Source organism: Streptomyces sp. NPDC028305, assembly GCF_055569495.1.
Genome location: NZ_JBVHTN010000003.1, coordinates 318,088 through 341,140 on the forward strand (window position 1 = coordinate 318,088; position 23,053 = coordinate 341,140).

The window sequence follows — 23,053 nt, forward strand, 5'->3', positions numbered from 1 at the left end:
CATATGACCGTCAACAAGCCTTCGCTCAGCCAGGTAAGGGTGGTCAGCAACAGACGTTCGGCATGGTTGGCCGGCTGCGCGGCCACCGTGGTGCTGACCGCGGCCGGCTGTGGCGGCGGAGGCGCTGCCGGTACGACCACCAAGGACGGCTTCGCCCAGGTACCCCAGAAGGACGGCGCATTGACCGTCTGGGTGGACGCGACCCGTCTGGACTCCGCGAAGCTGTACCAGAAGCTGCACCCGGACGTGAAGCTGGACATCGTCACCTACGACGGCAACGCCAACGGCTCGAACTACCTTCAGACCAAGGTCCAGCTCTTCAACCGCACCCGCAAGGGCTGGCCGGACGTGGTCTTCAGCTCTCAGAACAACGAGGTGACCTGGGCAGTCGACGCGGGCTTCGCGGCGCCGCTCAACAAGGGCCTGATCCCCCCTGCGACCCTGGGGCGGTTCGCCGAGGGCGCCAACGACGTCTGCACGGTGAGCGGCACCGTGTATTGCCTGCGCAATGACCTCTCCCAGGCGGTGCTCTGGTACAACGCGCCACTGCTGAAGAGGTTCGGCTACCAGGTTCCGACGACTTGGGAGGAGTACGAGCAGCTCGGCAAGAAGGTGGCAGAGGAACACCCCGGCTATCTCGTGGGTGACGCGGGCGACTCCTTCGCCCCCGAGATCTACCTGTGGGCGAGCAAGTGCGGCGCCAACCACATCACCGGCCCGAAGTCGGTTTCGGTGAACACCACCAGCGAGGCCTGTACCAAGATGGCCAGGCTCATGGACGTGCTGATCAAGAACAAGTCCCTGTCCATCAGTGGGGTCTTCAGCACCGACTTCGGCAAGAACAAGGCCGACAAGGTCCTGCTCATGCCCGGCCCCGCCTGGTTCGGCGGCGCGGTGTTCAAGGACACCCTCAAGACCCCGGCCAAGCACATCGCGGCAGCGCCCATTCCCCAGTGGCAGGGGGACACCTCGCCGTCCACCGGCAACGTCGGCGGCGGCACCTGGCTGCTGTCCCGGCACTCCGCTCACATCAAGGCCGCCACCGACTTCCTGAAGTGGGTCACCACCGACAACGCCTACCAGGGCGAGAAGGCGCCTGGTTTCCCGGCCTACGCACCCGCAGCCGAGACCTGGCTGAAGGAGCAGGACGCCTCCGGATACTTCGCCGGCGACCTGAGCGCGCTCAAGGACGCGGCCTCCCAGGTCTGGCCGGGCTGGGGCTCGGGCCAGTTCAGCCAGGAGGCGATCTGGGCGGCCACCGTCAAACCCGCCCTGACCCAGGGCAAGACCGTCGAGTCGATGCTGCCCGCCTGGCAGGACTCCGTCGTCAAGTACGCCAAGGCCAACGGATACAAGGTCGCCCAGTGACCCTCGCCCACTCCACGGCCGGCCCCGCCCACCGGCGCCGTCGCGGCGCCGCCCGCCAGAGCCGGGCCGGCACCGCCTTCGTCGCCGGCTATGTGCTCCTGCTGATCGCCTTCGGCATCCTTCCGACCGGGTACGCCGTCTACTTCGCCTTCACCGAAGCCGGGGGAAGGTTTACCGGCTTCTCCAACTTCGTCACCACGGCGCACGACTTCCGCTTCCTGGACGCCGTGAACCACGTCGCGGTCTACCTCATCTTCTGGCTTGCCTCGCTGGTGGTGTTCGTGGTGGGTCTGGCGCTGCTGCTGCACCGCCTGGCCTCCGGGACCGTCAGCAAGGCACTGCGCTTCCTCTTCTACATCCCCGGAGCGCTCGCCGGCGCCGCGAGCGTGCTGGTGTGGCTGTTCGTGCTCGACCCCACGGTGAGCCCGGTCAGTTCGCTCCTGAGCATGCTGGGGTTCCACACCTTCGGAGAAGTCATCGCTCCCGGCAACCTGCCGTTGCTGTTCACGGTCATCGCGTTCTGGACCGGCGCGGGCGGCTGGATCGTCGTCATGTACGGCGCGCTCAACAACATCCCCAAGGACGTCATGGAAGCGGCGCGCATCGACGGCGCCGGCGCCTGGCAGACCGCCTGGCACGTGCAGATCCCCATGCTCCGCAAGTGGATCGTGTACATGATGATCCTGGCCTTCGCGGGCGGGGCGCAGCTCTTCGTCGAGCCGCAGTTGCTCTCCCTCGCCAGCGTGGGTGTGGCCGGACGCGACTACTCGCTCAACCAGCTGACGTTCGACTTCGCCTTCCAGATGAACAACATCAACGGCGCCGCCGCGGTCTCGGTGGAGCTCCTGGTCGTCAGCGCCTCTGCCGCCGCGATCTTCGTCGCACGGTCGGGATTCTTCGATGCCGACTAAAAGCCCCTCCCGGCTGCTGACCGGCTCCGTGCTGGCCGTGTTCGTGGTGTTCTTCGTGCTGCCGGTGCTGTGGCTCGTCCTCGCGGCGACCAAGACCGACCAGCAACTGGTCCACGACAACCCGCTCTCCTTCGGCTCCTGGCAGGCGCTGAAGGCCAACTGGGACGCGCTCACGGCGTTCCAGGACAACGCCATCATGCAGTGGCTGGGCAACTCCGCTCTCTACGCGGCGATTTCCCTGGTCATCACGCTCTGTGTGGCCGTACCGGCGGGCTACGCGCTGGCCATGACCGAGTTCCGCGGCCGACGGACCCTGCTGGTCTCGACCCTGGTCGTGATGCTCATGCCGAACGCCACGCTGGTGGTGCCGTTGTTCCTGGAGATCAATGCGGTGCACCTGATCGGCACGATGTGGTCGATCATCCTGCCGTACTCGTTCTACCCGTTCGGGGTGTACCTGACGTACATCTACTTCACCACCGCCGTGCCGAAGGACCTGCTGGCAGCGGCACGCATGGACGGCTGCTCGGAATTCGGCGTCTTCCGGCACGTCGCGCTGCCGCTGGCGACTCCGGTCATCGCGCTCGTTGGTTTCTTCAGCTTCGTCGCCAACTGGACCAACTACTTCCTGCCGTACGTCATGCTTCCCGAGAGCAGCCAGATGCCGGTCCAGGTGGGCGTCGGAACCCTGCTCAGCAACGTGCCGTCCTTCAATCCGGCCGTCGGCACCCTCGCGATCCAGCGTCCGCAGCTGGCGCTGGCGACACTGCTGGCCATCACGCCCGTGCTGATCGTCTTCCTCTTCGCCCAGCGCTTCCTGGTCGGCGGGATGCTCGCCGGCGCCACCAAGGAATGACACCTGCCTCGTCCGCCCGGCCGTCGTCCCCGGCGTGCGCGATCGCGCCGCCACCCCGAACGGAGCTCCTTCCATGCCCCTCAGCTCTGCTGACCACTCCTCGGCCGAGGACGCCCCGCCCTCCGGCCCCCCGGTTCCGCCACCCGAGATCCGGGCAGGGCTGCCGCTGCTCGAACCACCTGGCTGGGCCGTGGCCCAGCGGGCCCTGTTCGACCTGCTGGACCACGCCTGGCGGCGCTTCGCCCGCGACTTCACCGGCCCGGACGGACGGCTGAACTACACCGGCCGACTGACCACCCGTGACGGTGTGGACGACTTCTACGAGGTGTTCTTCAACTGGCCCCAGCTGTATCTCCTCGGTGGTGCCGACGATCTGCTGCCGGCCAGTGAGAAGCACTGGGAAGGCGTGACCCGGCAGCTCACCGAACTGGACATGCTGCGCGACGAGTTCGAACGCGGCTACGACTGGTTCCACCAGGGCGAGAGCCTGCTCCTGCTCTACTTCCTGTGCATGGCCGCCCCCGACCGCTGGTCCGAACGCGCCCTGCGCTTCGCCGATTTGTACGTCGACCCCGTCAAGGGCAACTACGACCCCGAGCACCGTGTCATCACCCATCCGCACAACGGCAGCGACCCCGACCGCAGGGGCCTGTTCGACGGCGACGTCTATCCCTGGCTGCCCAAGGAAGCGCAGACGTACGGATTCCCGCTCGACTGGATCCCCGAGGCGGACGGCGGCCCGTACCCGCTCTCCTCGGACCCTCGGCTCGGAGCCCGGATGCGCGACCGGATGGGCGTCGGCGACACCGCCGTCAACCTCGCGGCGGCCGGTCTGGTGCTCAACGCCTGGATCCTCTCTGGCGAGGACCGCTACCGCGACTGGATCGTCGAGTACGTGGGGGCGTGGCGAGAGCGCACCCAGGCACACAACGGTCTCATTCCGGACAACGCGGGGCCGGACGGGGTCGTCGGCAGCCTGCTGGAAGGCCGCTGGTACGGCGGCCACTACGGCTGGTCCTGGCCGCACGGCTGGCACAGCGTGGGCCACGCGGCCTGTGTGGCAGCGCTCGCGGCGGCGACGGTCACCAGGGACGACGGCTACCTCGCCATGGTCGCGACCTCACTCGACACCCTCATCGGCCACGGCAGGGTGATGCCCTTCACCGACTCGGACTCCAGTCTCCCCTCCAAGTGGGTGGCCGAACTCGGCCCGGACATCCACACGCCCACCCTCCACCTTCCGTTCCGCCACAACGACTCGGGCTGGTTCGACTACAACCCGGTCACCCCGCCCGTACCGGTGGCGCTGTGGCACCACACGGCCTCCGCCGCCGACCGCACCCGGCTGGAGCGGTTGCGCGAAGCCGACGGCCTCGACTGGCGCACCGTCCGGCCGTTCCGGGCCAAGGAGGAGTCCGGACACGAGAAGGCGTGGTTCGCCTTCCTCGCCGGTGACGACCCCGGCTATCCCGAGCGCATCCTCGCCGCCGCCCAGGCCCAGGTCCGCCACCGGCTGCGCCGCATCGACCGCTACCGCGACCTGGACGTGCCCGAGGCCGACATCCACGTGTGGCAGCAGAGCAACCCCGTGGTCACCGAAGCCCTCGTCCAGCTGACCTGGGGCGGGCCCCAGGTGCTGTACAACGGCGGCCTCCAGCAGGCCCGGCTGCGCTACCACGACGCCGACGCCCGCCGCGCCGGACTGCCGCCGGATGTGGCCGCGCTGGTCACCTCCATCGACCCCGAGGCGACGACGGTCGAACTGGTGAACCTTTCCGCCGAGGCAGACCGCACGGTGATCGTTCAGGCCGGCGCCTTCGCCGAGCACACCATCACCGCCGTCCGTTACACAGCCTGCGAGGACGACGGCTGGATCGGGGACATGTACGACTACGGCCACACCGAGCCGGCCGCCACCGAGACGGAGGAGTCCTGCGACAGCGTCTTCCTGACGGTCCGGCTGCCCGCGTCCACCCGTATTCGGCTCACCCTCCGCCTCCAGCTGCGCACCAACGCCCCGAGCTACCGCACACCGTTCGACACCCCGGCCCAGGGAGCCGCCGCATGAACGCCTGCCCCACCGCCCGAACCAGCACGAGGAGCAGCCGATGAAGCCAGTCACCTCCACCGTCCGCACGTTGTCGGCAGCGCTTGCGATGACGGTCGCCGCTGTGCCGCTGACATCCCTCACGGCACCGACCCCGGCCTCGGCCGCGACTCAGGCGACGTACTACGTCGCCCCCGACGGTGACGACGCCAACCCCGGCACGATCACGGCGCCGTTCAAGACCCTGCGGCACGCGCGGGACGTCGTGCGCACCGTCAACAACAACATGAACGGAGACATCCACGTATATCTCCGCGGCGGAAACTACCCGGTGAGCAGCACGATCGACTTCACACCGGCCGATTCCGGAACCAACGGCCACCGTGTCGTGTACGCCGCCTACCGGGGCGAGAAGCCGGTCCTGAACGGAGGCGTTCAGGTGACCGGCTGGACTCGGCACAGCGGGAACATCTGGCAGGCTCGGCTGAACCGCGACGACAAGCTCCGCGCGCTCTACGTCAACGGCAAGCGGGCCCAGATGGCTTCGAAGACGATCAGCTCGGCGGGATGCCACGGTACCTACACCATCACGGCCGGCCAGGCTCCCTGGGCCTGGGAGTCCGGTTCGCAGTGCGACGGAGCCAAGTACAGCCTCGCGGATCTGCCTGCGGTCGCCCTCAACCAGGACGACGTCGAAATCAAGTCCGCGACGACCTGGACCACGGCCATCGTGGGAGTCCGTGAGATCACCACGAGCTCGGACGGCGCCCATCGCGTGGCTCTCTTCCAGCAGCCGGGCGCGGCCATCGCCCAGGGCCCGCCGAACGGGCATTTCAAAGCCGACGGTACCCACACCTTCATGAACGCGTACGAGTTCCTGGACCAGCCGGGCGAGTTCTACTTCGACAAGACGAATCACCGGCTGTACTACTACAAGTCCGACCCCGAGGACATGACGACCGCACAGGTCTTCGCGCCGAACAAGCTGTCCACCCTGATCAGGATCGCGGGAACGTCCACGACCGACCACGTTCGGAACATCACCTTCTCCGGACTCACCGTCGAGCACTCCGACTGGAACCTGGTCGAAGTGGCGGGCTCCGTGTTCAGACAGGGCCAGCAGGGAAACGCGAGCTCACTCGTGTACGCGAAGGAGAACTTCCACGCCTACTCCTACCGCAACGTCGACCTGCCGCCGGGGATCATACAGATCGAGAACGCCGACGGGATCATCCTGCGGCGCAACACGGTGCAGCACACCGGCGCTGACGGAATCAACATGGTCAACGACGTGACGGACACGCAGTTGATCGGCAACTACACCAATGACATCGCCGGATCCGCCGTCACCGTCGGGCATCCCCAGCATGTGTACATCGGGGACCACACCTCGTCAAACGGCGAGAAGTACCCGGCAAACGTCGAGGGAGTCTGCAAGAACATCTCGATAACGGACAACTACCTCTACGACAGTGCGGTGCTGTTCCAGGGGTCCAGCGCCGTATCGGCCTACTTCGCCGATTCCCTGTCCGTGCGGCACAACCAGATCGAGAAGACCCCCTGGGCGGGCATCACACTCGGCTGGGGATGGTGGAACTTCGACGGTTCGGCGAACTCGGTCCGCCCCGGCGTGCCGACCACCACGGCGAAGAACAACACCATCAGCCACAACCAGATCATCGACACGATGCAGGTGCTCGGCGACTCCGCTCCCATCTACACGTTGGGCAGCCAGCCGGGAACCGAGATCGACAACAACTATATCCAGGGCGTTCCGGCCGGCCACAAGTACGGACTCCACCCCGATGAAGGCTCCGCCTACATCAATTACCGCGACAACGTGCTCCACCTGGACCCGAATGTCAACTACGCCATCAACTCCGGCACGTGGGGCCGACAGCACGACCTGAGCATCACCAACACCTACGGCACGATCAACAAGATCGCCGACAAGAACGTCCCGAACAGCACCATCGAGGACGTGCGCGCGTACGCGGACAACGTGTGGCCGTCACAGGCGTACAGCATCGCCGTGAACGCAGGCCTGGAGAACACCTACAAGGACATCGTCCCCCGGGGCAGACTGGCCCTGCCGGACTACGTTCTGCCGGCCAGCACGTTCGTCGGCAAGGGTGTGTCGTCCATTCCCGTCCGAAGCGCCGGTGACGGGAGCAGAACTCTCTGGCTGGCTCCTTCCGGTACGACGACGTTCGCCGTCGGCCCCACCATGACCAAGGCGAGGGGAACCGCGACGACCATCAAGGTTCCGCCAGCGGTCGGTGACTATCACCTCTACGTCCTGGACGCGCAGGGTCAGGCATCCACCGAGTCGAAATCGCTCGTACGGCAGCGATGAACTCACGTCGACGGCGCCGGCGGCGGGAGCCGGCGCCGTCCCGCGGCCGTCCCCGACGGGCGACAGCGGCAACGATTCCAGGACCGCGTCTCCCTGGCGGAACCGCAGAAAGGTGGGGTTGGTCGACAGGCCGCCCCTCTCCTGTGGAAATCAAGGTGTTCGACATCTCGAACTAAGGCCGAACTATCGGACAACGATGGATGGTAGAGCAGCGCTGAAGAGTGTCAATACCGCGCACCGGACTCGCGTAGCAATCGCGACGAAACCGCCGACCGGAGTTGCTCCCGCAGGGCGTGCTCGTCAACGTGATGTGATGTTTGACCTCCTCTACCGCCGCCACACCGCAGGATTTCGTCCCGAATGGCACGGCAACCCCCTGCATCATTCGACGTCAAGCCTCTTGACAGGCTCCAAGGTCCCATGGGACCCCTAGAGAGGTCATGGGATGTATCGGCGCCACTTGCCGCCCCCCGTTTTTGCGCTCCCCGCCCGTACATGCCGTCGGAAGGTCATGTCATGACGACCAACAGGCGCGTCTTCCCGGCCGGCCACGCCTCGCCGACCGCGCGATATTTCGTCCACGCCTGAATATCGAGTACCCCCCGCAGATCGCCCACGACAGCACCCGCGCCATCCGTACCGGTAAGGCCCCCCACGCGTTGCCGCCATGCTGGTTTCCGAGGACACACGCGACATTTGTGTGACGGGCCTCCGGCCGACCCCATGGAGCTTTCATGCATCCAGGACGCCGACCGCGCTCGCGATACGTTCGCGCTGCCGTAACTCTGCTGCTAAGGCTGGCGATGGCGCTGTTCGCCTCCCCTTCCGGAGCCACCATCGCTTCCGGAGGCACCCCCGCATCGCGGACCCCCGTTCAAGGAGCCGTCAGTGGTGTACGCGAACGGCAAGTGGCACGTCTTCATGACGACCGCGAACAAATGGGGCGGCCTCAACGGCCAGTGGCAGCCACTCGCGGCCGGCGAATCCAATCCCTTCGCCCGTGCCAACAACGTGGGCTTCCCTTCCGGCGCCTGGACCAAGGACATCAGCCACGGAGAACTGATCCGCACCGGCAATGAGCGTCCCGGCCCCTCTTTCATGGGGCCGGGGACCGAGCTGACGGCCCGGCCCCATGAAAACAACACCGCGGGACCCACCACGCTGATGCACCGCGTCTGTGCGGCCCGCCTCACCCCCACACCAACAAGGAGTCATCAATGTCAGTGCGACGGCGTACCTTACTGGGCCTCGGCGCGGCAGCGGCGACGGGCGTTGGCATGTCCCTGCTCGGCAGCAGCGCGGCCGCCGGCACCCTGCTGGCACCCCGGATGTCCTCACCGCGGCAGGCGCCCACCGCGCAGTTCGCCATCGGTGTGCGCCAGTTCAACTGGTCCCGCGGCAACCGCCAACTGACCACGAAGATCTACTACCCGGCCGCCGGCACCCCGGGCGGCAACCCCATCCCGAACGCCCCCATCGCAGGCGGCGTCTTCCCCATCGCCGAATGGAGCCACGGCATGGGGTGCAACTCCGACTGCTATTCCTCGCAGACCCACGACCTGGCTTCCGCGGGCTTCATCTGCCCCGCTCCCTCGTTCTCCGACAACACCAACATCGGCAGCGTCTACAACGGCAACTGGTCGAAGGACGTCTCCGAGGTCCTCACCCGGACACTGGCGCTGAACAACACCGCGGGCGACCCGTTCGCCGGGCACATCGACACCCGAGCCGGAGTCGGGGTATCCGGCCACTCGATGGGCGGTATGACCACCCACGGCCTACTCACCGCCTGGCCGGACAACCGCATCGTCGCCGCCGTCCCGGTCGCCTGCGTGGACATGGGCAACCCGGCAGGCCTGGCCGCCAAGGTGCTGTTCATCCACGGCAGCAACGACGGGACCTGCGACATCAACTCGGCGCGGCAGGCGTACAACGAACTCCGCGCGCCGAAGGCGTTCCTCACTCACGTCGGGGCGGACCACGGCCAGTACCTGGTCCCGGACTACCGGTACTACGCCCAGACGAAGAACACCTTCCTGGACTGGTTCCGCTGGAGCCTGTACGGCGACACCGCCGCTCGCGACCGCCTGCAAAGCGATGCCACCAGCAACGGCACCTCCTGGCAAGCGGCCCTCACCTAGGCGATTTCGCCTTGGACCAGCCATTCGTCGGTCCGGGGGTGCGGTTGCTCCCGGACCGGAGGCCGAAGCGGGCGGCCGGCGGCGGGACCACCGGCAGATGAGCCATGCTGATGGCCCAGGCCGATGCCGTCCCGGCAAGGGCAGGGCCCCGGTCGTGGCCGGGGCCCGACCACTTTGGCTACTCGCTCGCGTCGGCGCCCGGTTCGGCCGACGGCACGGCTTCCTCGACGCACACCCGCACGTCCCACGGGCCCAGAGACAAGGTGTCGCCGGCCGCGTACCGCCGGCCGGTGAGGACATCGCGGACCGGGCTCGGCAGCGGGAAGGCGGTCTGGTCCCATGACCAGTTGTGCACGAAGCGCAGCCGGCTGCCGTCCCTGGCGGTGGCCCCGGTGGAGGTGATCGACGGGTGGCCGGGGCGCCACGGGTCCGTGCCGGTGGCGGCCCACTGGAACAGCGCGCGGGCCAGGGTCTGGTCCGGGACGGTGCCCACGCAGGTGATCCGCCCGGCTCCGTAACGGTGGGTGGTCACAGCGGGCCACCGGGCGAAGTGCGGGTGCTCGTAAGCGGCCAGTACCTCGGCCTCGGCGGGGGACAACGCGTCGGCCCAGGCCGTCGCGCGCGCGGCCGACGGCAGCGGCATCGCATCCGTACCGGTGACCGGCAGCGCCGACGCCAGGTTGGAGAACTCCTCGTAAGCGACGCCTGCCGCCGCGGCCAGGCGTGCGGGCTGGACGTCGGTACGCGCCCTGGCCTCGTGGTCGGCGTAGCCGGTGCGCGGACCGAGCAGGAGATGGCCGCCCGCTTGCGCGTACGCCAGCAGCCGGTCCAGGACCTGGTCCTCGGCGATGTAGTAGCCGGACGCGACCAGCAGCGGCGGCAGGTCGGCGGTGTCCAGCTGGCCCGGGTGGACGATGCGTGCCTGCAGCCCCGCGTCGAAGGCGCCGCGGTAGAAGGCGCCGAACAGGCGCCCGTAGGAGCCGGTGTCGGGACCGCCGTCGGGGGTGGAAAGCGGCGGCTGGTGCTGTAGCGCCCACATACTGGGGTGGTCGAAGAGGAAGGCCGCGTCGGCGTCCGGGCGCAGTCCCGCGACAAGACCGCCCGCCGTCTCCAGCTCCTCCCCCAGCCGGGCCAGTTCCCGGTAGCTGCGGCCAGGGCGGCCGCTGTGCGGGAGGATCCCGCCCCAGAAGGTCTCGGTGCCGAAGTGCAGGGTGTGCCAGTGCCAGTACTCGATCATGGACGCGCCGCGGGAGATCAGTGCCCACGCCGCCTGGCGCCACTGGCCGTCGTAGGCCGGGTAGTTCATCTCCGGGCCGCCGATGGCCTGGGCGTCGGTCTCGGTGACCAGGAACGGCTCCTGCCGGGAGGCGTACATCCGATCGGCGCTCTGGTACAGGGCCCAGGTCCCGCGGCTCGCCCACCCCTGGGGGGCGGTGTCCCGGTCCGGAAGCGCCAGACCGTCCTGCATGGCGTAGTACGGGTTCCCGGCGGTGACATCCAGCGCCTTCGTCAGTTCGGCGTCCTCGGCCGCCACCCGGTCGTAGGAGATGCACGTGGTGACGAACTGCCCCGGCCTGGCGTATTCCCGTACGAGGTCGGCCTGCCAGGCGATGAATTCGGTGGTCTGGCGGGCCTGGAAGCGCCGCCACGCCAGGTCGTACTGCGGCTGCGCGTTGCCGTCGGGGCGCCACAGGTCAGCCCAGTCGCTGAGCCGGTGCGACCAGTAGACCAGGCCCCACTCCCGGTTGAGCGTTTCGACATCCTGGTAGCGGTGGCGCAGGTCGTCGACGAACCTCTGGAAGACCCCGTGGTTGTGCAGAAGCGCCACGCCCGGCTCGTTGTCGACCTGGAAGCCGACGACCGCGGGGTGGTCGGCGTAGTGCTCCACGATCTTGCGGATGACTCGCTCGGCGTGGAAGCGGAAGGCCGGGTGGGTGAAGTCGACCTCCTGCCGGTGGCCCCACGCGATCCGCTCCCCGGTGCGCCGCTCCCCCGCGATCTCGGGATACTGCCTGGCCAGCCACGGCGGAACCGCGTAGGTGGGAGTGCCGATGATCACCCCTATCCCACGCTCGTGCGCGCCGTCCAGCACCGGGCGCAGCCACTCCAGCGCGAACCGGCCGTTCTCCGGTTCCCAGGTCGACCACACCGACTCCCCGACCCGGATCACCGAGAACCGGGCCTCGGCCATCAGGTCCAGGTCCTCCTGGAGCCGGTCGTGCGGCTGGTACTCGTGGTAGTAAGCGGCGCCGAAAAGGACCCGCTCGGCAGGCTCGTACACGCGTTTCTCCACTTCTGTCTGTATGGGGGCCGCAGGACGAACACCGCGACGGTCGGCAGGACGGCGAGCACGGAACCGGCCATCACCAGGTCGTACTGGCGGCGGTGAAGACCGGCGGCGAGGCGAGTCCGGGGGCTTGCGTTCCCGCGGTGCTTCTACGGGCGGAACGCCTCGAAGGGGGCCGGACTCCTCGTCCAGCGCCACGAAAACGCCGTGCTACGACACCGATGCAAGGGCCGCCATGAAGAAGCTCATGGCGGCCCGAGCACGGTGGCCGGGGGTGGCGATCCCGACCGTCGGGTCCAGCCGCACCGCTTCCGGAGTGGGAGGTCCCGTAGTCGGGTCTGTGGTGCTCTTGGGTGGTCGGTGCCGTCACCAGCCGATCGGCAGACCGGCGATGAACGACGTGAGCCGGTCGGAGATGAGTCGGTCGTCGTGCGCCGAGTAGTGCCAGTCGCAGCCCAGGAAGTCCAGCCCCGAGTCGTCGAGGGACCAGTAGCGTACCCGGCTGTCACCGGCGTCGTTGCGTGCCTTGACCACCTGCTGGACATGGCCGGCGAACTGACCGGTGCCGACCGCCACGATGGTGGTCGTGGCCCCGTAGCGCGTCCGCAGCTTCTGGAGGAAGTCGCCGTAGGCGGTGCGGTAGGCGGCCGCCAGGCTGTCGGGCGTCCACGGCTCACCGGGGTTGATGGCGGTCGAGAAGTCGTTGGTGCCCAGGTTGACCACCACGAGCTGAGGGCGCCAGGTGCCCGGGTTCTGCCAGACGTCGCCGGACACGTTGAGCAGGGCACGGTCGTAGAAGGTCCGGTAGGTGACGTCCGGAGAGCCTCCGTTGTAGTTGCGCACCATGCCGAGGCCCGAATAGCCGTTGATCTGGTAGTCGGCGTTCAGTTGCCGGGCGGTCAGGGCGCCGTAGCTCACGTCGGCGTTGGTGGTCCGCCTGACCCGGTCCCAGGTGCAGTCGCGCGAGGTCGAGAGGTTGCCGTAGCCCACCGTGAGGGAATCCCCGATGAACTCGATCTGGCGGTTGCGGGCCGCCGGTTTGCTCAGCACGGCACCGCCCGGCGCGGCGACGAAGCCTCCGAACGTGCTGGTGTCCCCTGGGCTGTCGTTGCGCTTGACGAGCCGGACGGTGTGCACGCGGTCCTGTAGACCGTTGATCCAGTGCGTGGTCCGGCCGGGCGTGACGAGCGTGGCGACGGTGGCTCCGTCGACCTGGACGTCGTAGTCGGCGGCCGAGTCGTTGAGCACGATGCCCACGCCGGTACCCCTGACGGTGCCCTCGAAGTACACGCCGGGCCAGCTGTACTGCACCGTGTTCCCGGCGTCCTTCACCCGCCCGGCGGTGTGCGCCTGCGCCAGCACTCCCGTCGTGGGGACCAGTTGCCACTGCTGGTTGGCCCCGCCCCCGTCGGTGAACTGCATGACCTTGGCGCCGTCAGCGGTGGAGGCGTTCTCCACCTCGACGGCCTTGCCGCTGTTGCGGTTGACCAGCACGTACCACGCGTTCGGATCCACGGTGGCCGCCCGTGCCGTCGCGGCGGCACCCAATCCGGCCAGGAGCGCCACCCACAGGGCGGTCACCACGGTGAGCACCGTCGTTCGCGTCAGAGCCGTTGTCCGCCCGATGGGAGTCCCGGGCGGACGGCGCCGGCCGTCCTCGCTACGCCGGGCTGGAAAGTTTCGTTGATGAACCAGCTCTTGAGCACCGTCCGGTCCACGACGAGCGAGGCGTCGTCCTTGAGACCGAGGTAGCAGCCGGTGTCGGCGTCGCGGGGCCGGATCACGGAACGGCAGCCGGACGGCAGCGGAAGGGAACGGAGTGGCCACGAATCAGATCCCTCTGCAGGCGGATATGAATGACGGCTTGAGCGTGAGTTTGTCGAAGCGCATCGACGCTGCCAGTGCTCGCACGGGCTGTCAATGGACCAGGCAGAGAAACTTTCTTTCCATCTGGGCTCTTGTTTCGCACGAAACAAGCCCGCTAACTTCCCGTGCCAAGTGAAGCGCTTCGACAGCTCCAGGGGAAGGGGCCCGACCATGACGCACGAGTTGAACCGCGATGGCGGACAGCAGAAGACAGGCATCGATCCCGGGTTCAAGGACGCCGGCACACCATCATGGTGACCATCGCCGACGTGGCGAAACACGCGGGTGTCTCGTCCAGCACGGTCAGCTACGTCCTGAACGGCTCCCACCAGATCTCCGAGACGACCCGCGGCCGTGTCCTGCGCTCCGTGGCGGAACTCGGCTTCCACCCCAACGCCGGAGCCAGGACGCTGGCCGGCCGCCGCTCCCGCATCATCGCGCTGGTGATGCCGCTGCGGACGGACATGTACGTCCCGGTCATGATGGAGATCGCCATCTCGGTCACGACCGAGGCACGGCGGCACGGGTACGACGTCCTGCTGGTCACCGACGAGGAGGGCCCCGAGGGAGTGCGGCGCGTCGCGGCGAGCGGGCTGGCCGACGGCGTGATCCTCATGGACGTCCAACTGGGCGACCCTCGCATCCCCGCGCTGCGCGCCCGGGGCACACAGACCGTGCTGATCGGCCTACCGGACGACCCGCACCAACTGTCCTGCGTCGACCACGACTTCACCGCCGCGGGCGCCCTGTGCGCGGACCATCTGGCGGACCTCGGCCATCGGGACGTGGGCTTCATCGGCTACGGCTCCGGCGTCTACGAGCGGCATGCCGGATACGCCGAACGAACCCTGGCCGGCTTCCGCGAACGGGCGGAGCAGCGGCGAGTGCGCTTCCTGCACCGGCCCTGCGAGGGCACGTACGAATCCACCGCCTGGACCCTGACCCGGATCCTCGCCGACCGACCCGGCACCACGGGCTTCGTGGTGCAGAACGAGGCGGCGATCGGCCCGCTGCTCGGCCTGCTGAAGGCCGCTGGACGGTCCGTTCCCGAGGACGCCTCGGTGGTCGCCCTCTGCCCGGAGCAGCTTGCCGAGCAGCACACACCCGCCCTCACCACCGTGTCCGGCCCCGGACAGGAACTGGGCCGCGTGGCGGTCGGCCAGATGATCCGGCGGCTGACCGCCGCACAGCGGGGCGAGCCGCCGACGGACGAACGGGTCCTTCTGCAGCCGACTCTGACCATCCGCCAGAGCAGTGCTAGCCAACCCTCTCCGCCCAAAGAGCCGTCATGACAGCAGTGCGCATCAAGGCCCGACCGACCGAGAAGGACGACATATGAAGGACATACGGCTCCCCGCACACCGCCGAAGTCGGGGCCCGGGACGCCTGGCGGCCCTGCTGCTGACCCTGGTCGTCATGCTGGGGCTGACCGGCGGCACGGCACTGGCCGCGCCCGACGGCACAAGGGAAGCGTCATCGTCGGCGGTCAGGGTCCCGGCTTCCGCCATGGACGCCGTCGCGGCGATGCAGCCCAGCTGGAACCTGGGCAACACCCTGGACGCCATTCCCGACGAGACGTCCTGGGGCAACCCGCTGACCACCAGAAAGCTGCTCGCCACCGTCCGCGCGCAGGGCTTCCGCAGCGTCCGCATCCCGGTGACCTGGACCGACCACCACTCGGCCACCGCCCCCTACACCATCGACGCCGCGTACATGAACCGCGTCGAGCAGGTTGTCGACTGGGCGCTCGCCGAGGGCCTGTACGTCGTGATCAACATCCACCACGACTCATGGCAGTGGATTTCGAAGATGTCCACCGACCATGACGAGGTACTCGCCCGCTTCAACGCCCTGTGGAGCCAGATAGCCGAGAGATTCCGGGACGCGCCGCGCGCCCTGCTCTTCGAGAGCGTCAACGAACCGGTCTTCGACAACGCCACGGACGCGCGGAAGACCCAGCTCCTCAACGAGCTCAACACCTCCTTCCACTCCATCGTCCGCTCCTCCGGCGGCGGCAACGCAAACCGTCTGCTGGTCCTGCCCACGGTGGGCTGCACGCCCTCCCAGACCCTCATGGACGATCTGTCCGCCACCATCGACGCGCTGGACGACAGCAACCTCGTCGCCACCGTGCACTACTACAGCTGGTACCCGTTCAGCGTGAACATCGCGGGCGGCACCCATTACGACGACAACGCCCAGAAGGACCTCGACGACGCCTTCGCCCGCATGCACGACACGTTCGTCGCCAAGGGCATCCCCGTCTACCTCGGCGAGTACGGCCTGCTCAGCTGGCCGGACCACAACCATCCGGACCGCGTCGAGCGCGGCGAGGCGCTGAAGTACTTCGAACACCTCGGATACAAGGCGCGAGTCGCCGGCGTCACCACGGCGCTGTGGGACCCCTTCGCCTACCTGAACCGCGAGACCCTGCAATGGCGGGACCCCGCCCTGTTCGCCTGGATCAAGTCCAGCTGGACCACCCGCTCGGGAACCACCTCCTTCGACAAGATCTTCCTGCCGAAGTCCAGCCCCATCACCGCCCAGTCGCTCACCCTGAACCGGAACGGAACCAGCTTCCGCGGCCTGTGGCACGGCCGCACCAAGCTGGTCGCGGGACGCGACTACACCGTCTCCGGAAACCGGCTCACCCTCACGGCCAAGGCCCTGACCCGGCTCGCCGGCGATCGTGCCTACGGGGTCAACGCCACGCTCCGAGCCCGGTTCTCCCGCGGGCTGCCGTGGCAGATCGACGTGGTCAGCCACGACACGCCGGTCCTGACGGACGCCACCGGGACGACGAGCTCGTTCACCATCCCCACGCAGTACCGGGGTGACGTACTGGCGACCATGCACGCCACGTACGCCGACGGCACCAACGCCGGCCAGACCAGCTGGACTCCTTACCAGGAGTTCAACAAGGCCTACTCACCGGACTACCCGGGCGGCGAGATCATCCTGACCCCCGAATTCCTGAACGCGCTCCGCGACACCGAGCCGGTGACGCTGACCTTCCACTTCTACAGCGGAGCCACCGTCACCTACCACGTCACCAAGTCCGGATCCTCGGTCACCGGCACGGCCTCCTGACCGGCCTCGCTCCCCGGCCGCCCGCTCCCCCGGGCGGCCAGGGCACAGCGGTCCGTTCCCCGCGGGCTCACTCCTCCTTCGGCACAGCCGTGCTCTCCCGGACGGTGAGGGTGGTCACGATCTCCAGCCCCACCTGGGGCACCGCCTCACCCCGGCCGAGCGCGAGGGCCAGCTCGGTGGCGGCCGTCGCCATCTCGGCCAGCGGCTGATGGACAGTGGTCAGGGGCGGATCCATCCAGGCCACGGCCGGCACGTCGTCGAAACCCACCACGCTCAGGTCATGCGGGATACCCAGGCCCAGCTCCCGCGCGGCCTGATAGACACCGAGCGCCTGCATGTCGTTGGCGGTGAACACGGCGGTGGGACGTTCGGGGCGGGACAGCAGCTCCCGCGCCGCCACGTACCCGTGTTCACGCGAGAGCTGCGTCTTCACCACCAGACCGGGGTCCGTCGGCAGGCCCGCCTCCGCCAAGGCGGAGACGTAACCGGAGAGCCGAGCGCGGCAGAAGTCGTGGTCCGGCCCGCTGATCATGGCGATGCGCCGGTGCCCCAATTCGATCAGATGCCGGGTCGCCGCCTGACCACCTCTCCAGTTCGTCGCTCCCACGAACGGCACTCCGTCGGGCAACTCGTCGATCGGGTCGAACACAACGAAGGGGATGCCCTTGGCGGTCAGTTGCTCCCGCTCCGTCTCGAGGAGCTGGGCCACCGACAGTACGGCCTGCGGTCGCCGCCCCACCGTGTCGCCGATGGACCTTCCGTCCGCGTCCAGAAGCCCGAACTCCGACACCAGCAACCCGACCCCGTTCCTGCGGGCCACGCGCTCGACTCCGCGGATGATCTCCACGGACCACAGGTGCTCCAGCTCGCGGAACACCAGCTCCACCAGATTGCTCCGGCTCTGGGGAGGCTTGCGGTAGCCGTACTCATGGATCAGCTGCTCGACCCGGGCCCGGGTCTCGTCGGACACTCCGGAACGACCGTTGAGCACTTTCGACACGGTGGGAATCGAGACGCCCGCGGACTCGGCGATGTACGCAATCGTCACCGATGCGGGTCCCGCGCCACGCTCCCTGTGTTCGTCCGCCGAAGGTCTTCCCGATCGGTTGTCCGGCACGGTCGCCTTTCCCCATCCCCTCGACTGCTGCAACCGCCATTCTGACACCTTCGATCAACCCTGCGTCCTGCCTCGCCTGCCCGTTGCACCCCGGCGCCGTCTCCGGCGTCGAGTCGGCTTCCCGCGCCCGAGGCCGCCACGCTGCTTCCCTTCCTGCCCCTCGTCACAAGGACCACCATGGCTCTGTCTGATCAAAATCCTGACGAACTCCTCGCCTACCGGCCGGAGGTGTCCGCGCCGGAGGACTTCGATGCCTTCTGGCAGCGGACCCTGGCAGAAGCCCGCGCCCGAGGCGGAGCGGTGAAGGCTGAGCGGGTCACCGACCGGCACCTGCTGAGCACGGTCGAGGTCGACGACGTACGCTTCCCCGGCTGGAACGGCGAACCCGTGGCCGCCTGGCTGCTGCGCCCGCGCGGCGCCGAGGCGCCGCTGCCGGTCGTCGTCACCTACATCGGGTACTCCGGCGGCCGCGGGCTGCCCACCGACCACCTGCTGTGGTCCGCGGCCGGTTACGCCCAGCTCGTCGTCGACAGCCGCGGACAGGGCCACGACACCCCGGACCACGGCGAGGGCGACGGAACGCAATGGGCCGAAGGCTTCATGACCCGCGGCGTCGACTCACCTGACAACTACTACTACCGCCGCCTCATGACGGACTGTGTACGCGCCCTGGACGCGATCGTCGAACTGCCCGGACTGGATGCCGGGCGGGTCGTTGTCGCGGGCGGCAGCCAGGGTGGCGGCCTGGCCCTCGCGGTCGCCGGACTCGCCCCGGACCGGGTGGCGGCAGTCGTTCCGGACCTCCCGTTTCTGTGCCACTTCCGCCAGGCGGCGCGGATCAGCGGGGAGGGCCCGTACCTGGAACTCACCAGATATCTGCGCTGGCACAGTCCGCACCGCGTCGAGACGACCTTCGCCACACTCGACTACTTCGACGGTGTCCAATTCGCCCGTCGGGCGACGGCCCCGGCACTGTTCAGCGTCGGCCTCATGGACCCGATCTGCCCGCCCTCCACCGTCTACGCCGCCTTCAACCACTACGCGGGTGTGGACCGGACCATGACCGTCTGGCCCTTCGCCGACCACGGCGGCGGCTTCGGCCGGAACACCGCGGTGCAGCTGAAGTGGCTGCGCCAACGCGGTCTGGCCCCTCAGCAGTAGGGGTCACAGCCGTCAGGCGCTGAAGCGGGTGACCAGGCGGGTAGGCAGGATCAGCGGGGTGGGGTCCTGTCCGTTGACGAGCGCGACGAGCATGCGTGCCATCTCCCGTCCCAAAGCCGCAATGGGCTGACGGACGGTGGTGAGCGGCGGATCGGCGATCTGGGCGACGGCCAGGTCGTCGAAGCCGACCACTGCGACATCGGCGGGGACCAGTCGGCCGGCCTCGCGCAACGTGCGCAGCGCTCCCGCACCCATGTTGTCGTTGGCGGCGAACACCCCGTCCAGGTCGGGGCGGTTCGCCAGGAGTGCGGCCATGGCGGCGGCCCCGCTGGGCTCGGTGAAGTCCCCCTCCTGCGGCGGGAACGGATCGAGGCCGGCGGCCAGCATGGCGTCCCGGTAGCCGCGGTACCGGGCGCGCCCGGCCTCGGTGTCCAGACGCCCGCAGATCGCGGCTACGCGCGTCCGGCCCCGCGAGACCAGGTACTCGGTCGCCTCGCGCGCTCCACCGACGTTGTCGACGTCCACGTACCACCGGGGAGCCGATCCGACCGGGCGTCCACCGAACACGACGGGCATCACCGCCTCCTCGGCCATACGGGCCAGTGGATCGTTCTCACGCAGCGCCATCAGCATGACGCCGTCGGCGCCCTTGGAGCGAAGGAGTTCCTCCACCCGCTTGCGACCCCGGTCGGAAGCGGCCAGGCACAGCATCAGATGCAGGTCGGCCTCCTCCAGAGCGGCCGACGCCCCCACGATCACCTGGGCGAAGAACGGATCCGCGAAGATCGACGGATCCTCTCCCGAGACGACCAGGGCGGCCGCTCCTGTCTGGCGGGTGGCCAGAGCGCGGGCGGTCGGATTGGGTACGTAACCGAGTTGCCGGACGGCCCGCTCGACCGCCTCGCGTTTGGCGCGGCTGACGTGCGGTGCGTTGTTGAGGGCGCGGGAGGCCACGGAGCGGGAGACGCCGGCGAGTTCGGTCACCTCGTCGAGCGTCGGCTGCCGACGCGGCGCATCTTCTGCCATGAGCCATGAGCCCTTCCCGCTCGGCCGGACGGGAAGCGTCTCACCCCGGCCCATGCCGCCGCCACCGCCCGGTGGGCGAGACAGGACAGGTACGGAGCTTCAGGGACCGGAGAGGGCTGGGAGCGCTTCCAGTTGTGGACTGTAAAGCTTCGTCCTCGCCATGTGAAGGGCGGGTTGTTACGTCGACCCTTGACAGCTTGACCAGCCCGCAACACGATACCGACCACACCCCAAAGGCCACGGCGCTGTTGGGACCGCTCCCAATGGGAGCGCTCCCAGTGATGCTCTCTGCCGACCTTCGGAGATGTCGTCCCTGCCGGAGAGTCGCCGCGCCGACGGGACGCCGTACCACCGCACTTCCTCAGCAGGTCGCACGCTCGGGACCAGAGCGTGCGACGCATCCCTGTCAGGAAACCGAGGTACAGTCATGCGCCGCAGACTCCGCGTCCTGGTGGCAGCGCTCTTCACGCTGCCGCTTGCGCTCGCTGTCGCACCGTCCGCCCACGCGGCCGACCCGACCACCATGACCAGCGGGTTCTACGTGGACCCCGACTCCAGCGCGAAGAGGTGGGTCGCCGCCAACCCCGGCGACGGCCGGGCGCCCGCGATCAACGCCTCCCTCGCCGATACCCCGATGGCCCGCTGGTTCGGCTCCTGGAGCGGCACCATCGGCACCGCCACCGGCGCGTACGCGGGCGCCGCGGACTCCAGGGACAAACTGCCCATCCTCGTCGCCTACAACGTCTACAACCGCGACTACTGCGGTGGGCACTCCGCGGGCGGAGCCGCTTCGCCGTCCGCCTACGCGACCTGGATCGCCCAGTTCGCCGGCGGGATCGCCAACCGCCCGGCCGTCGTCATCCTCGAACCGGACTCCCTCGGGGACTACGGTTGCATGACCCAGGCTCAGATCGATGAACGTGAGGGCATGCTCACCGGCGCCCTCACCCAGTTCAGCCGCCAGGCCCCCAACACCTGGGTCTACCTCGACGCCGGCAACCCCGGTTGGGCGGACGCGGCGACCATGGCCCGGCGCCTCCACGAAGCCGGCCTCCGCCAGGCCCACGGCTTCTCCCTCAACGTCTCCAACTACTTCACCACGGCCGAGAACACCGCCTACGGCAACGCCGTCAACAGTGAACTCAACGCCCGCTACGGCTACACCAAGCCGTTCGTCGTGGACACCAGCCGCAATGGCAACGGCTCCAACGGCCAGTGGTGCAACCCCTCAGGCCGCCGTATCGGCACCCCCACCCAGCAGGGTGGAGGCGCCGAGATGCTCTTGTGGATCAAGGCCCCGGGCGAGTCCGACGGCAACTGCGGCGTCGGAGGCGGCTCCTCGGCCGGACAGTTCCTCCCCGAGGTCGCCTACAAGATGATCTACGGCTACTGATTCACATCCATCCATGTACCCGCGTCCCGCTCGTCGACGCCTACCTGTGGATAAAGCTCCCCGGTGAGTCCGACGGCCGCTGCACGCGCAACACCGCCGGTACGATCGACCCCGAGTACGGCATCGTCGACCCGCCCGCCGGCACCTGGTCGCCCGACCAGGCCCACGCACTGGCCCGCAACGCGGCACCGCGCCTGACGTTCAACCGCTGAACTCCGCCGGGCACCCTGGACGTGTCCAGCCACGAGTTACCGTTCACCCGTGGCTGGACGCTTCCGGCCGGGCCGCTCGGGCGCGGTTGCCGTACCGGGTCAAGGGCGGGAGCCTTCCTCCAGCTTCTCGAAGAAGAACTCGTGCTTGAGAAAGGAGACGTCGTACTCGTGGCCGGACTGCGGCGGCAGCAGTTGGGAGGCCTGGAACAGACGCCACCCGTCGTGCAGGGCGGCAAGCCCGGTGGGGTAGGGCGGCTCGTCGCTGTCGCCGGTTGTCGGACGAGTTCGGCCGGTCCCGTCGTATCGGGACCAGCCCACGACGTGGGAGTCGAGCGCCGACGTCGCGAGATAGAGGACCAGAACGTGCTGTCTCATGAGTGGCTCCCCAAGGTCGGCCGGTTGCTGACGCGCGTGACCCAGTAATCGATGTCGAACGAGTGGTCGCCGGTCAGGGCTCGCCACAAGAGGACCCGGTTGTAGATCTCCAGCCGAGCGGTGGCCTGCTCGTACCAGGGGAAATACGTGTTGAGTTCCGCGGTAACGGCCGGGTCGTGCAGGTCGGAGGTGTCCCACAGGCGCACCTGTGGCACGGTCGGATTGAGACGGAGTTTGTACATGTGGCGACGGCGCGCGGTGTCGTTGCGGCGACCACTGTGCCAGATGCCGTGGTGGACGAGGACGACCGTGCCTGCCGGGCAGGTCAGCCGTGTCTGTCCCCTGAGGTTCTGCACGCGGCCGACGTCCGTCTCGTTGATCCTTCGCAGATGGCTTCCGGGCACGCTGAGCGTGCCGCCCATCTCGGCGGTCACCTCGTGGGGGTAGTACATGAGCTGGATGTCGAACGCGTCCGGCCGCACGTCGATGATCGCGTCTCCGTGGAGCGGCTGTGCCTGTCCCTCGTGCGGCTCACGCACATGCACCGCATGGTGATCCACGGTCGGCTCAGGGCCGACCAGGCTCTCCACGGCGCCGGCGATGACCGGCAGAGCGAGCAGCTCGTGGACAAAGTTGCTCTGCGCGAACGCCTTGCCCAGCGGAGTGCCGTAGGGCACATCTGGTATGCCCTCGGTCAAGGTTGCGACGGCCCGTTCATTGATCTCATCCGGCACCACTCCGTCCAAGCGCAGAAATCCCTGCGCCACGAAGCGCGCCACCTGAACCGAGGTCAGGAGTTGCTTGCTGGTTGACATGCGACGAACGTACGTGCTCCGTCCGGCTGAGT

Annotated in this window: 18 protein-coding genes and 1 pseudogene; 12 read left to right on the top strand and 7 right to left on the bottom strand. The window is 68.3% G+C overall.

Going from position 1 to position 23,053, the window contains the following annotated elements; genetic code table 11:
- The first annotated feature begins 3 nt into the window (after positions 1-3).
- The 7 genes and pseudogenes from ACZ4WQ_RS12785 (at position 4) to ACZ4WQ_RS12815 (ending at position 9,679) form a co-directional block, all read left to right on the top strand.
- Positions 4-1,368 (top strand): ABC transporter substrate-binding protein, encoded by a 1,365-nt coding sequence (locus tag ACZ4WQ_RS12785; RefSeq protein ID WP_398372349.1) that lies wholly within the window; start codon positions 4-6, stop codon positions 1,366-1,368.
- On the top strand, positions 1,365-2,279 hold the full coding sequence (locus ACZ4WQ_RS12790) for a carbohydrate ABC transporter permease (RefSeq protein ID WP_398372347.1): 915 nt from the start codon (positions 1,365-1,367) through the stop codon (positions 2,277-2,279). Before ACZ4WQ_RS12785 ends, ACZ4WQ_RS12790 begins: the two co-directional genes overlap by 4 nt.
- Entirely contained in the window at positions 2,269-3,135 is an 867-nt protein-coding gene (locus ACZ4WQ_RS12795; RefSeq protein WP_385339870.1) for a carbohydrate ABC transporter permease, read from the top strand. The genes ACZ4WQ_RS12790 and ACZ4WQ_RS12795 overlap by 11 nt, the downstream gene beginning before the upstream one ends.
- Positions 3,136-3,208: 73 nt before the next feature.
- Complete coding sequence (locus ACZ4WQ_RS12800; RefSeq protein WP_398372344.1) at positions 3,209-5,203, top strand: DUF8034 domain-containing protein; 1,995 nt, start codon at positions 3,209-3,211, stop codon at positions 5,201-5,203.
- Between the two features lie 40 nt (positions 5,204-5,243).
- On the top strand, positions 5,244-7,538 hold the full coding sequence (locus tag ACZ4WQ_RS12805) for a right-handed parallel beta-helix repeat-containing protein (RefSeq protein WP_398372342.1): 2,295 nt from the start codon (positions 5,244-5,246) through the stop codon (positions 7,536-7,538).
- Positions 7,539-8,480: 942 nt separating this feature from the next.
- Positions 8,481-8,621 (top strand): annotated as a pseudogene (locus tag ACZ4WQ_RS12810) (non-reducing end alpha-L-arabinofuranosidase family hydrolase); the annotation flags it as partial.
- A gap of 134 nt (positions 8,622-8,755) precedes the next feature.
- Positions 8,756-9,679 (top strand): alpha/beta hydrolase family protein, encoded by a 924-nt coding sequence (locus tag ACZ4WQ_RS12815; protein WP_385339876.1) that lies wholly within the window; start codon positions 8,756-8,758, stop codon positions 9,677-9,679.
- A 178-nt stretch (positions 9,680-9,857) separates the two neighbouring features.
- Here the strand turns inward: ACZ4WQ_RS12815 and ACZ4WQ_RS12820 are convergent, their stop codons facing one another.
- From ACZ4WQ_RS12820 to ACZ4WQ_RS12830, 3 genes are all read right to left on the bottom strand, one after another.
- Positions 9,858-11,960: a beta-galactosidase gene (locus tag ACZ4WQ_RS12820; protein ID WP_398372339.1), complete on the bottom strand. Its 2,103-nt coding sequence runs from the start codon at positions 11,958-11,960 to the stop codon at positions 9,858-9,860.
- A 372-nt stretch (positions 11,961-12,332) separates the two neighbouring features.
- The gene (locus ACZ4WQ_RS12825) at positions 12,333-13,550 is read right to left on the bottom strand and encodes an RICIN domain-containing protein (protein WP_398372337.1); all 1,218 of its coding nucleotides are present in this window, start codon (positions 13,548-13,550) and stop codon (positions 12,333-12,335) included.
- A gap of 20 nt (positions 13,551-13,570) precedes the next feature.
- Positions 13,571-13,750, bottom strand: coding sequence for a hypothetical protein (locus tag ACZ4WQ_RS12830; RefSeq protein ID WP_311730134.1), 180 nt, complete (start codon positions 13,748-13,750; stop codon positions 13,571-13,573).
- A 333-nt stretch (positions 13,751-14,083) separates the two neighbouring features.
- Between ACZ4WQ_RS12830 and ACZ4WQ_RS12835 the strand changes: the two genes are divergently transcribed.
- Both ACZ4WQ_RS12835 and ACZ4WQ_RS12840 read left to right on the top strand, forming a co-directional pair.
- Entirely contained in the window at positions 14,084-15,124 is a 1,041-nt protein-coding gene (locus ACZ4WQ_RS12835; protein WP_398372334.1) for a LacI family DNA-binding transcriptional regulator, read from the top strand.
- Positions 15,125-15,167: 43 nt separating this feature from the next.
- On the top strand, positions 15,168-16,922 hold the full coding sequence (locus ACZ4WQ_RS12840; protein ID WP_398372332.1) for a cellulase family glycosylhydrolase: 1,755 nt from the start codon (positions 15,168-15,170) through the stop codon (positions 16,920-16,922).
- A gap of 67 nt (positions 16,923-16,989) precedes the next feature.
- On the opposite strand, the gene ACZ4WQ_RS12845 is transcribed toward ACZ4WQ_RS12840, so the two are convergent.
- Complete coding sequence (locus ACZ4WQ_RS12845) at positions 16,990-17,970, bottom strand: LacI family DNA-binding transcriptional regulator (RefSeq protein WP_398372330.1); 981 nt, start codon at positions 17,968-17,970, stop codon at positions 16,990-16,992.
- Between the two features lie 246 nt (positions 17,971-18,216).
- On the opposite strand from ACZ4WQ_RS12845, the gene ACZ4WQ_RS12850 reads away from it, so the two are divergent.
- The gene (locus ACZ4WQ_RS12850) at positions 18,217-19,200 is read left to right on the top strand and encodes an acetylxylan esterase (RefSeq protein ID WP_398372328.1); all 984 of its coding nucleotides are present in this window, start codon (positions 18,217-18,219) and stop codon (positions 19,198-19,200) included.
- Between the two features lie 12 nt (positions 19,201-19,212).
- Here ACZ4WQ_RS12850 and ACZ4WQ_RS12855 read toward each other — a convergent pair whose 3' ends face one another.
- The gene (locus tag ACZ4WQ_RS12855; protein ID WP_361188729.1) at positions 19,213-20,226 is read right to left on the bottom strand and encodes a LacI family DNA-binding transcriptional regulator; all 1,014 of its coding nucleotides are present in this window, start codon (positions 20,224-20,226) and stop codon (positions 19,213-19,215) included.
- Positions 20,227-20,653: 427 nt separating this feature from the next.
- Between ACZ4WQ_RS12855 and ACZ4WQ_RS12860 the strand changes: the two genes are divergently transcribed.
- Both ACZ4WQ_RS12860 and ACZ4WQ_RS12865 read left to right on the top strand, forming a co-directional pair.
- A complete protein-coding gene (locus tag ACZ4WQ_RS12860) occupies positions 20,654-21,619 on the top strand; it encodes a glycoside hydrolase family 6 protein (protein ID WP_398372326.1) in 966 nt (321 codons plus the stop codon).
- Positions 21,511-21,831, top strand: a complete 321-nt coding sequence (locus ACZ4WQ_RS12865; RefSeq protein ID WP_394816881.1) for a glycoside hydrolase family 6 protein — start codon at positions 21,511-21,513, stop codon at positions 21,829-21,831. The genes ACZ4WQ_RS12860 and ACZ4WQ_RS12865 overlap by 109 nt, the downstream gene beginning before the upstream one ends.
- A 99-nt stretch (positions 21,832-21,930) precedes the next feature.
- Here the strand turns inward: ACZ4WQ_RS12865 and ACZ4WQ_RS12870 are convergent, their stop codons facing one another.
- Both ACZ4WQ_RS12870 and ACZ4WQ_RS12875 read right to left on the bottom strand, forming a co-directional pair.
- Positions 21,931-22,206, bottom strand: a complete 276-nt coding sequence (locus tag ACZ4WQ_RS12870) for a hypothetical protein (RefSeq protein ID WP_358844274.1) — start codon at positions 22,204-22,206, stop codon at positions 21,931-21,933.
- Complete coding sequence (locus tag ACZ4WQ_RS12875) at positions 22,203-23,021, bottom strand: phytanoyl-CoA dioxygenase family protein (RefSeq protein WP_361188736.1); 819 nt, start codon at positions 23,019-23,021, stop codon at positions 22,203-22,205. The genes ACZ4WQ_RS12870 and ACZ4WQ_RS12875 overlap by 4 nt, the downstream gene beginning before the upstream one ends.
- Positions 23,022-23,053 lie beyond the last annotated feature (32 nt).

Excerpts from the sequence above, each read along its gene's own strand:
- ACZ4WQ_RS12855 (WP_361188729.1), bottom strand. The coding sequence starts at position 20,226 with ATGGCAGAAGATGCGCCGCGTCGGCAGCCGACGCTCGACGAGGTGACC.
- ACZ4WQ_RS12815 (WP_385339876.1), top strand. The coding sequence starts at position 8,756 with ATGTCAGTGCGACGGCGTACCTTACTGGGCCTCGGCGCGGCAGCGGCG.
- ACZ4WQ_RS12870 (WP_358844274.1), bottom strand. The coding sequence starts at position 22,206 with ATGAGACAGCACGTTCTGGTCCTCTATCTCGCGACGTCGGCGCTCGAC.
- ACZ4WQ_RS12875 (WP_361188736.1), bottom strand. The coding sequence starts at position 23,021 with ATGTCAACCAGCAAGCAACTCCTGACCTCGGTTCAGGTGGCGCGCTTC.
- ACZ4WQ_RS12800 (WP_398372344.1), top strand. The coding sequence starts at position 3,209 with ATGCCCCTCAGCTCTGCTGACCACTCCTCGGCCGAGGACGCCCCGCCC.
- ACZ4WQ_RS12860 (WP_398372326.1), top strand. The coding sequence starts at position 20,654 with ATGCGCCGCAGACTCCGCGTCCTGGTGGCAGCGCTCTTCACGCTGCCG.
- ACZ4WQ_RS12805 (WP_398372342.1), top strand. The coding sequence starts at position 5,244 with ATGAAGCCAGTCACCTCCACCGTCCGCACGTTGTCGGCAGCGCTTGCG.
- ACZ4WQ_RS12850 (WP_398372328.1), top strand. The coding sequence starts at position 18,217 with ATGGCTCTGTCTGATCAAAATCCTGACGAACTCCTCGCCTACCGGCCG.
- ACZ4WQ_RS12840 (WP_398372332.1), top strand. The coding sequence starts at position 15,168 with ATGAAGGACATACGGCTCCCCGCACACCGCCGAAGTCGGGGCCCGGGA.
- ACZ4WQ_RS12795 (WP_385339870.1), top strand. The coding sequence starts at position 2,269 with ATGCCGACTAAAAGCCCCTCCCGGCTGCTGACCGGCTCCGTGCTGGCC.
- ACZ4WQ_RS12785 (WP_398372349.1), top strand. The coding sequence starts at position 4 with ATGACCGTCAACAAGCCTTCGCTCAGCCAGGTAAGGGTGGTCAGCAAC.
- ACZ4WQ_RS12835 (WP_398372334.1), top strand. The coding sequence starts at position 14,084 with ATGGTGACCATCGCCGACGTGGCGAAACACGCGGGTGTCTCGTCCAGC.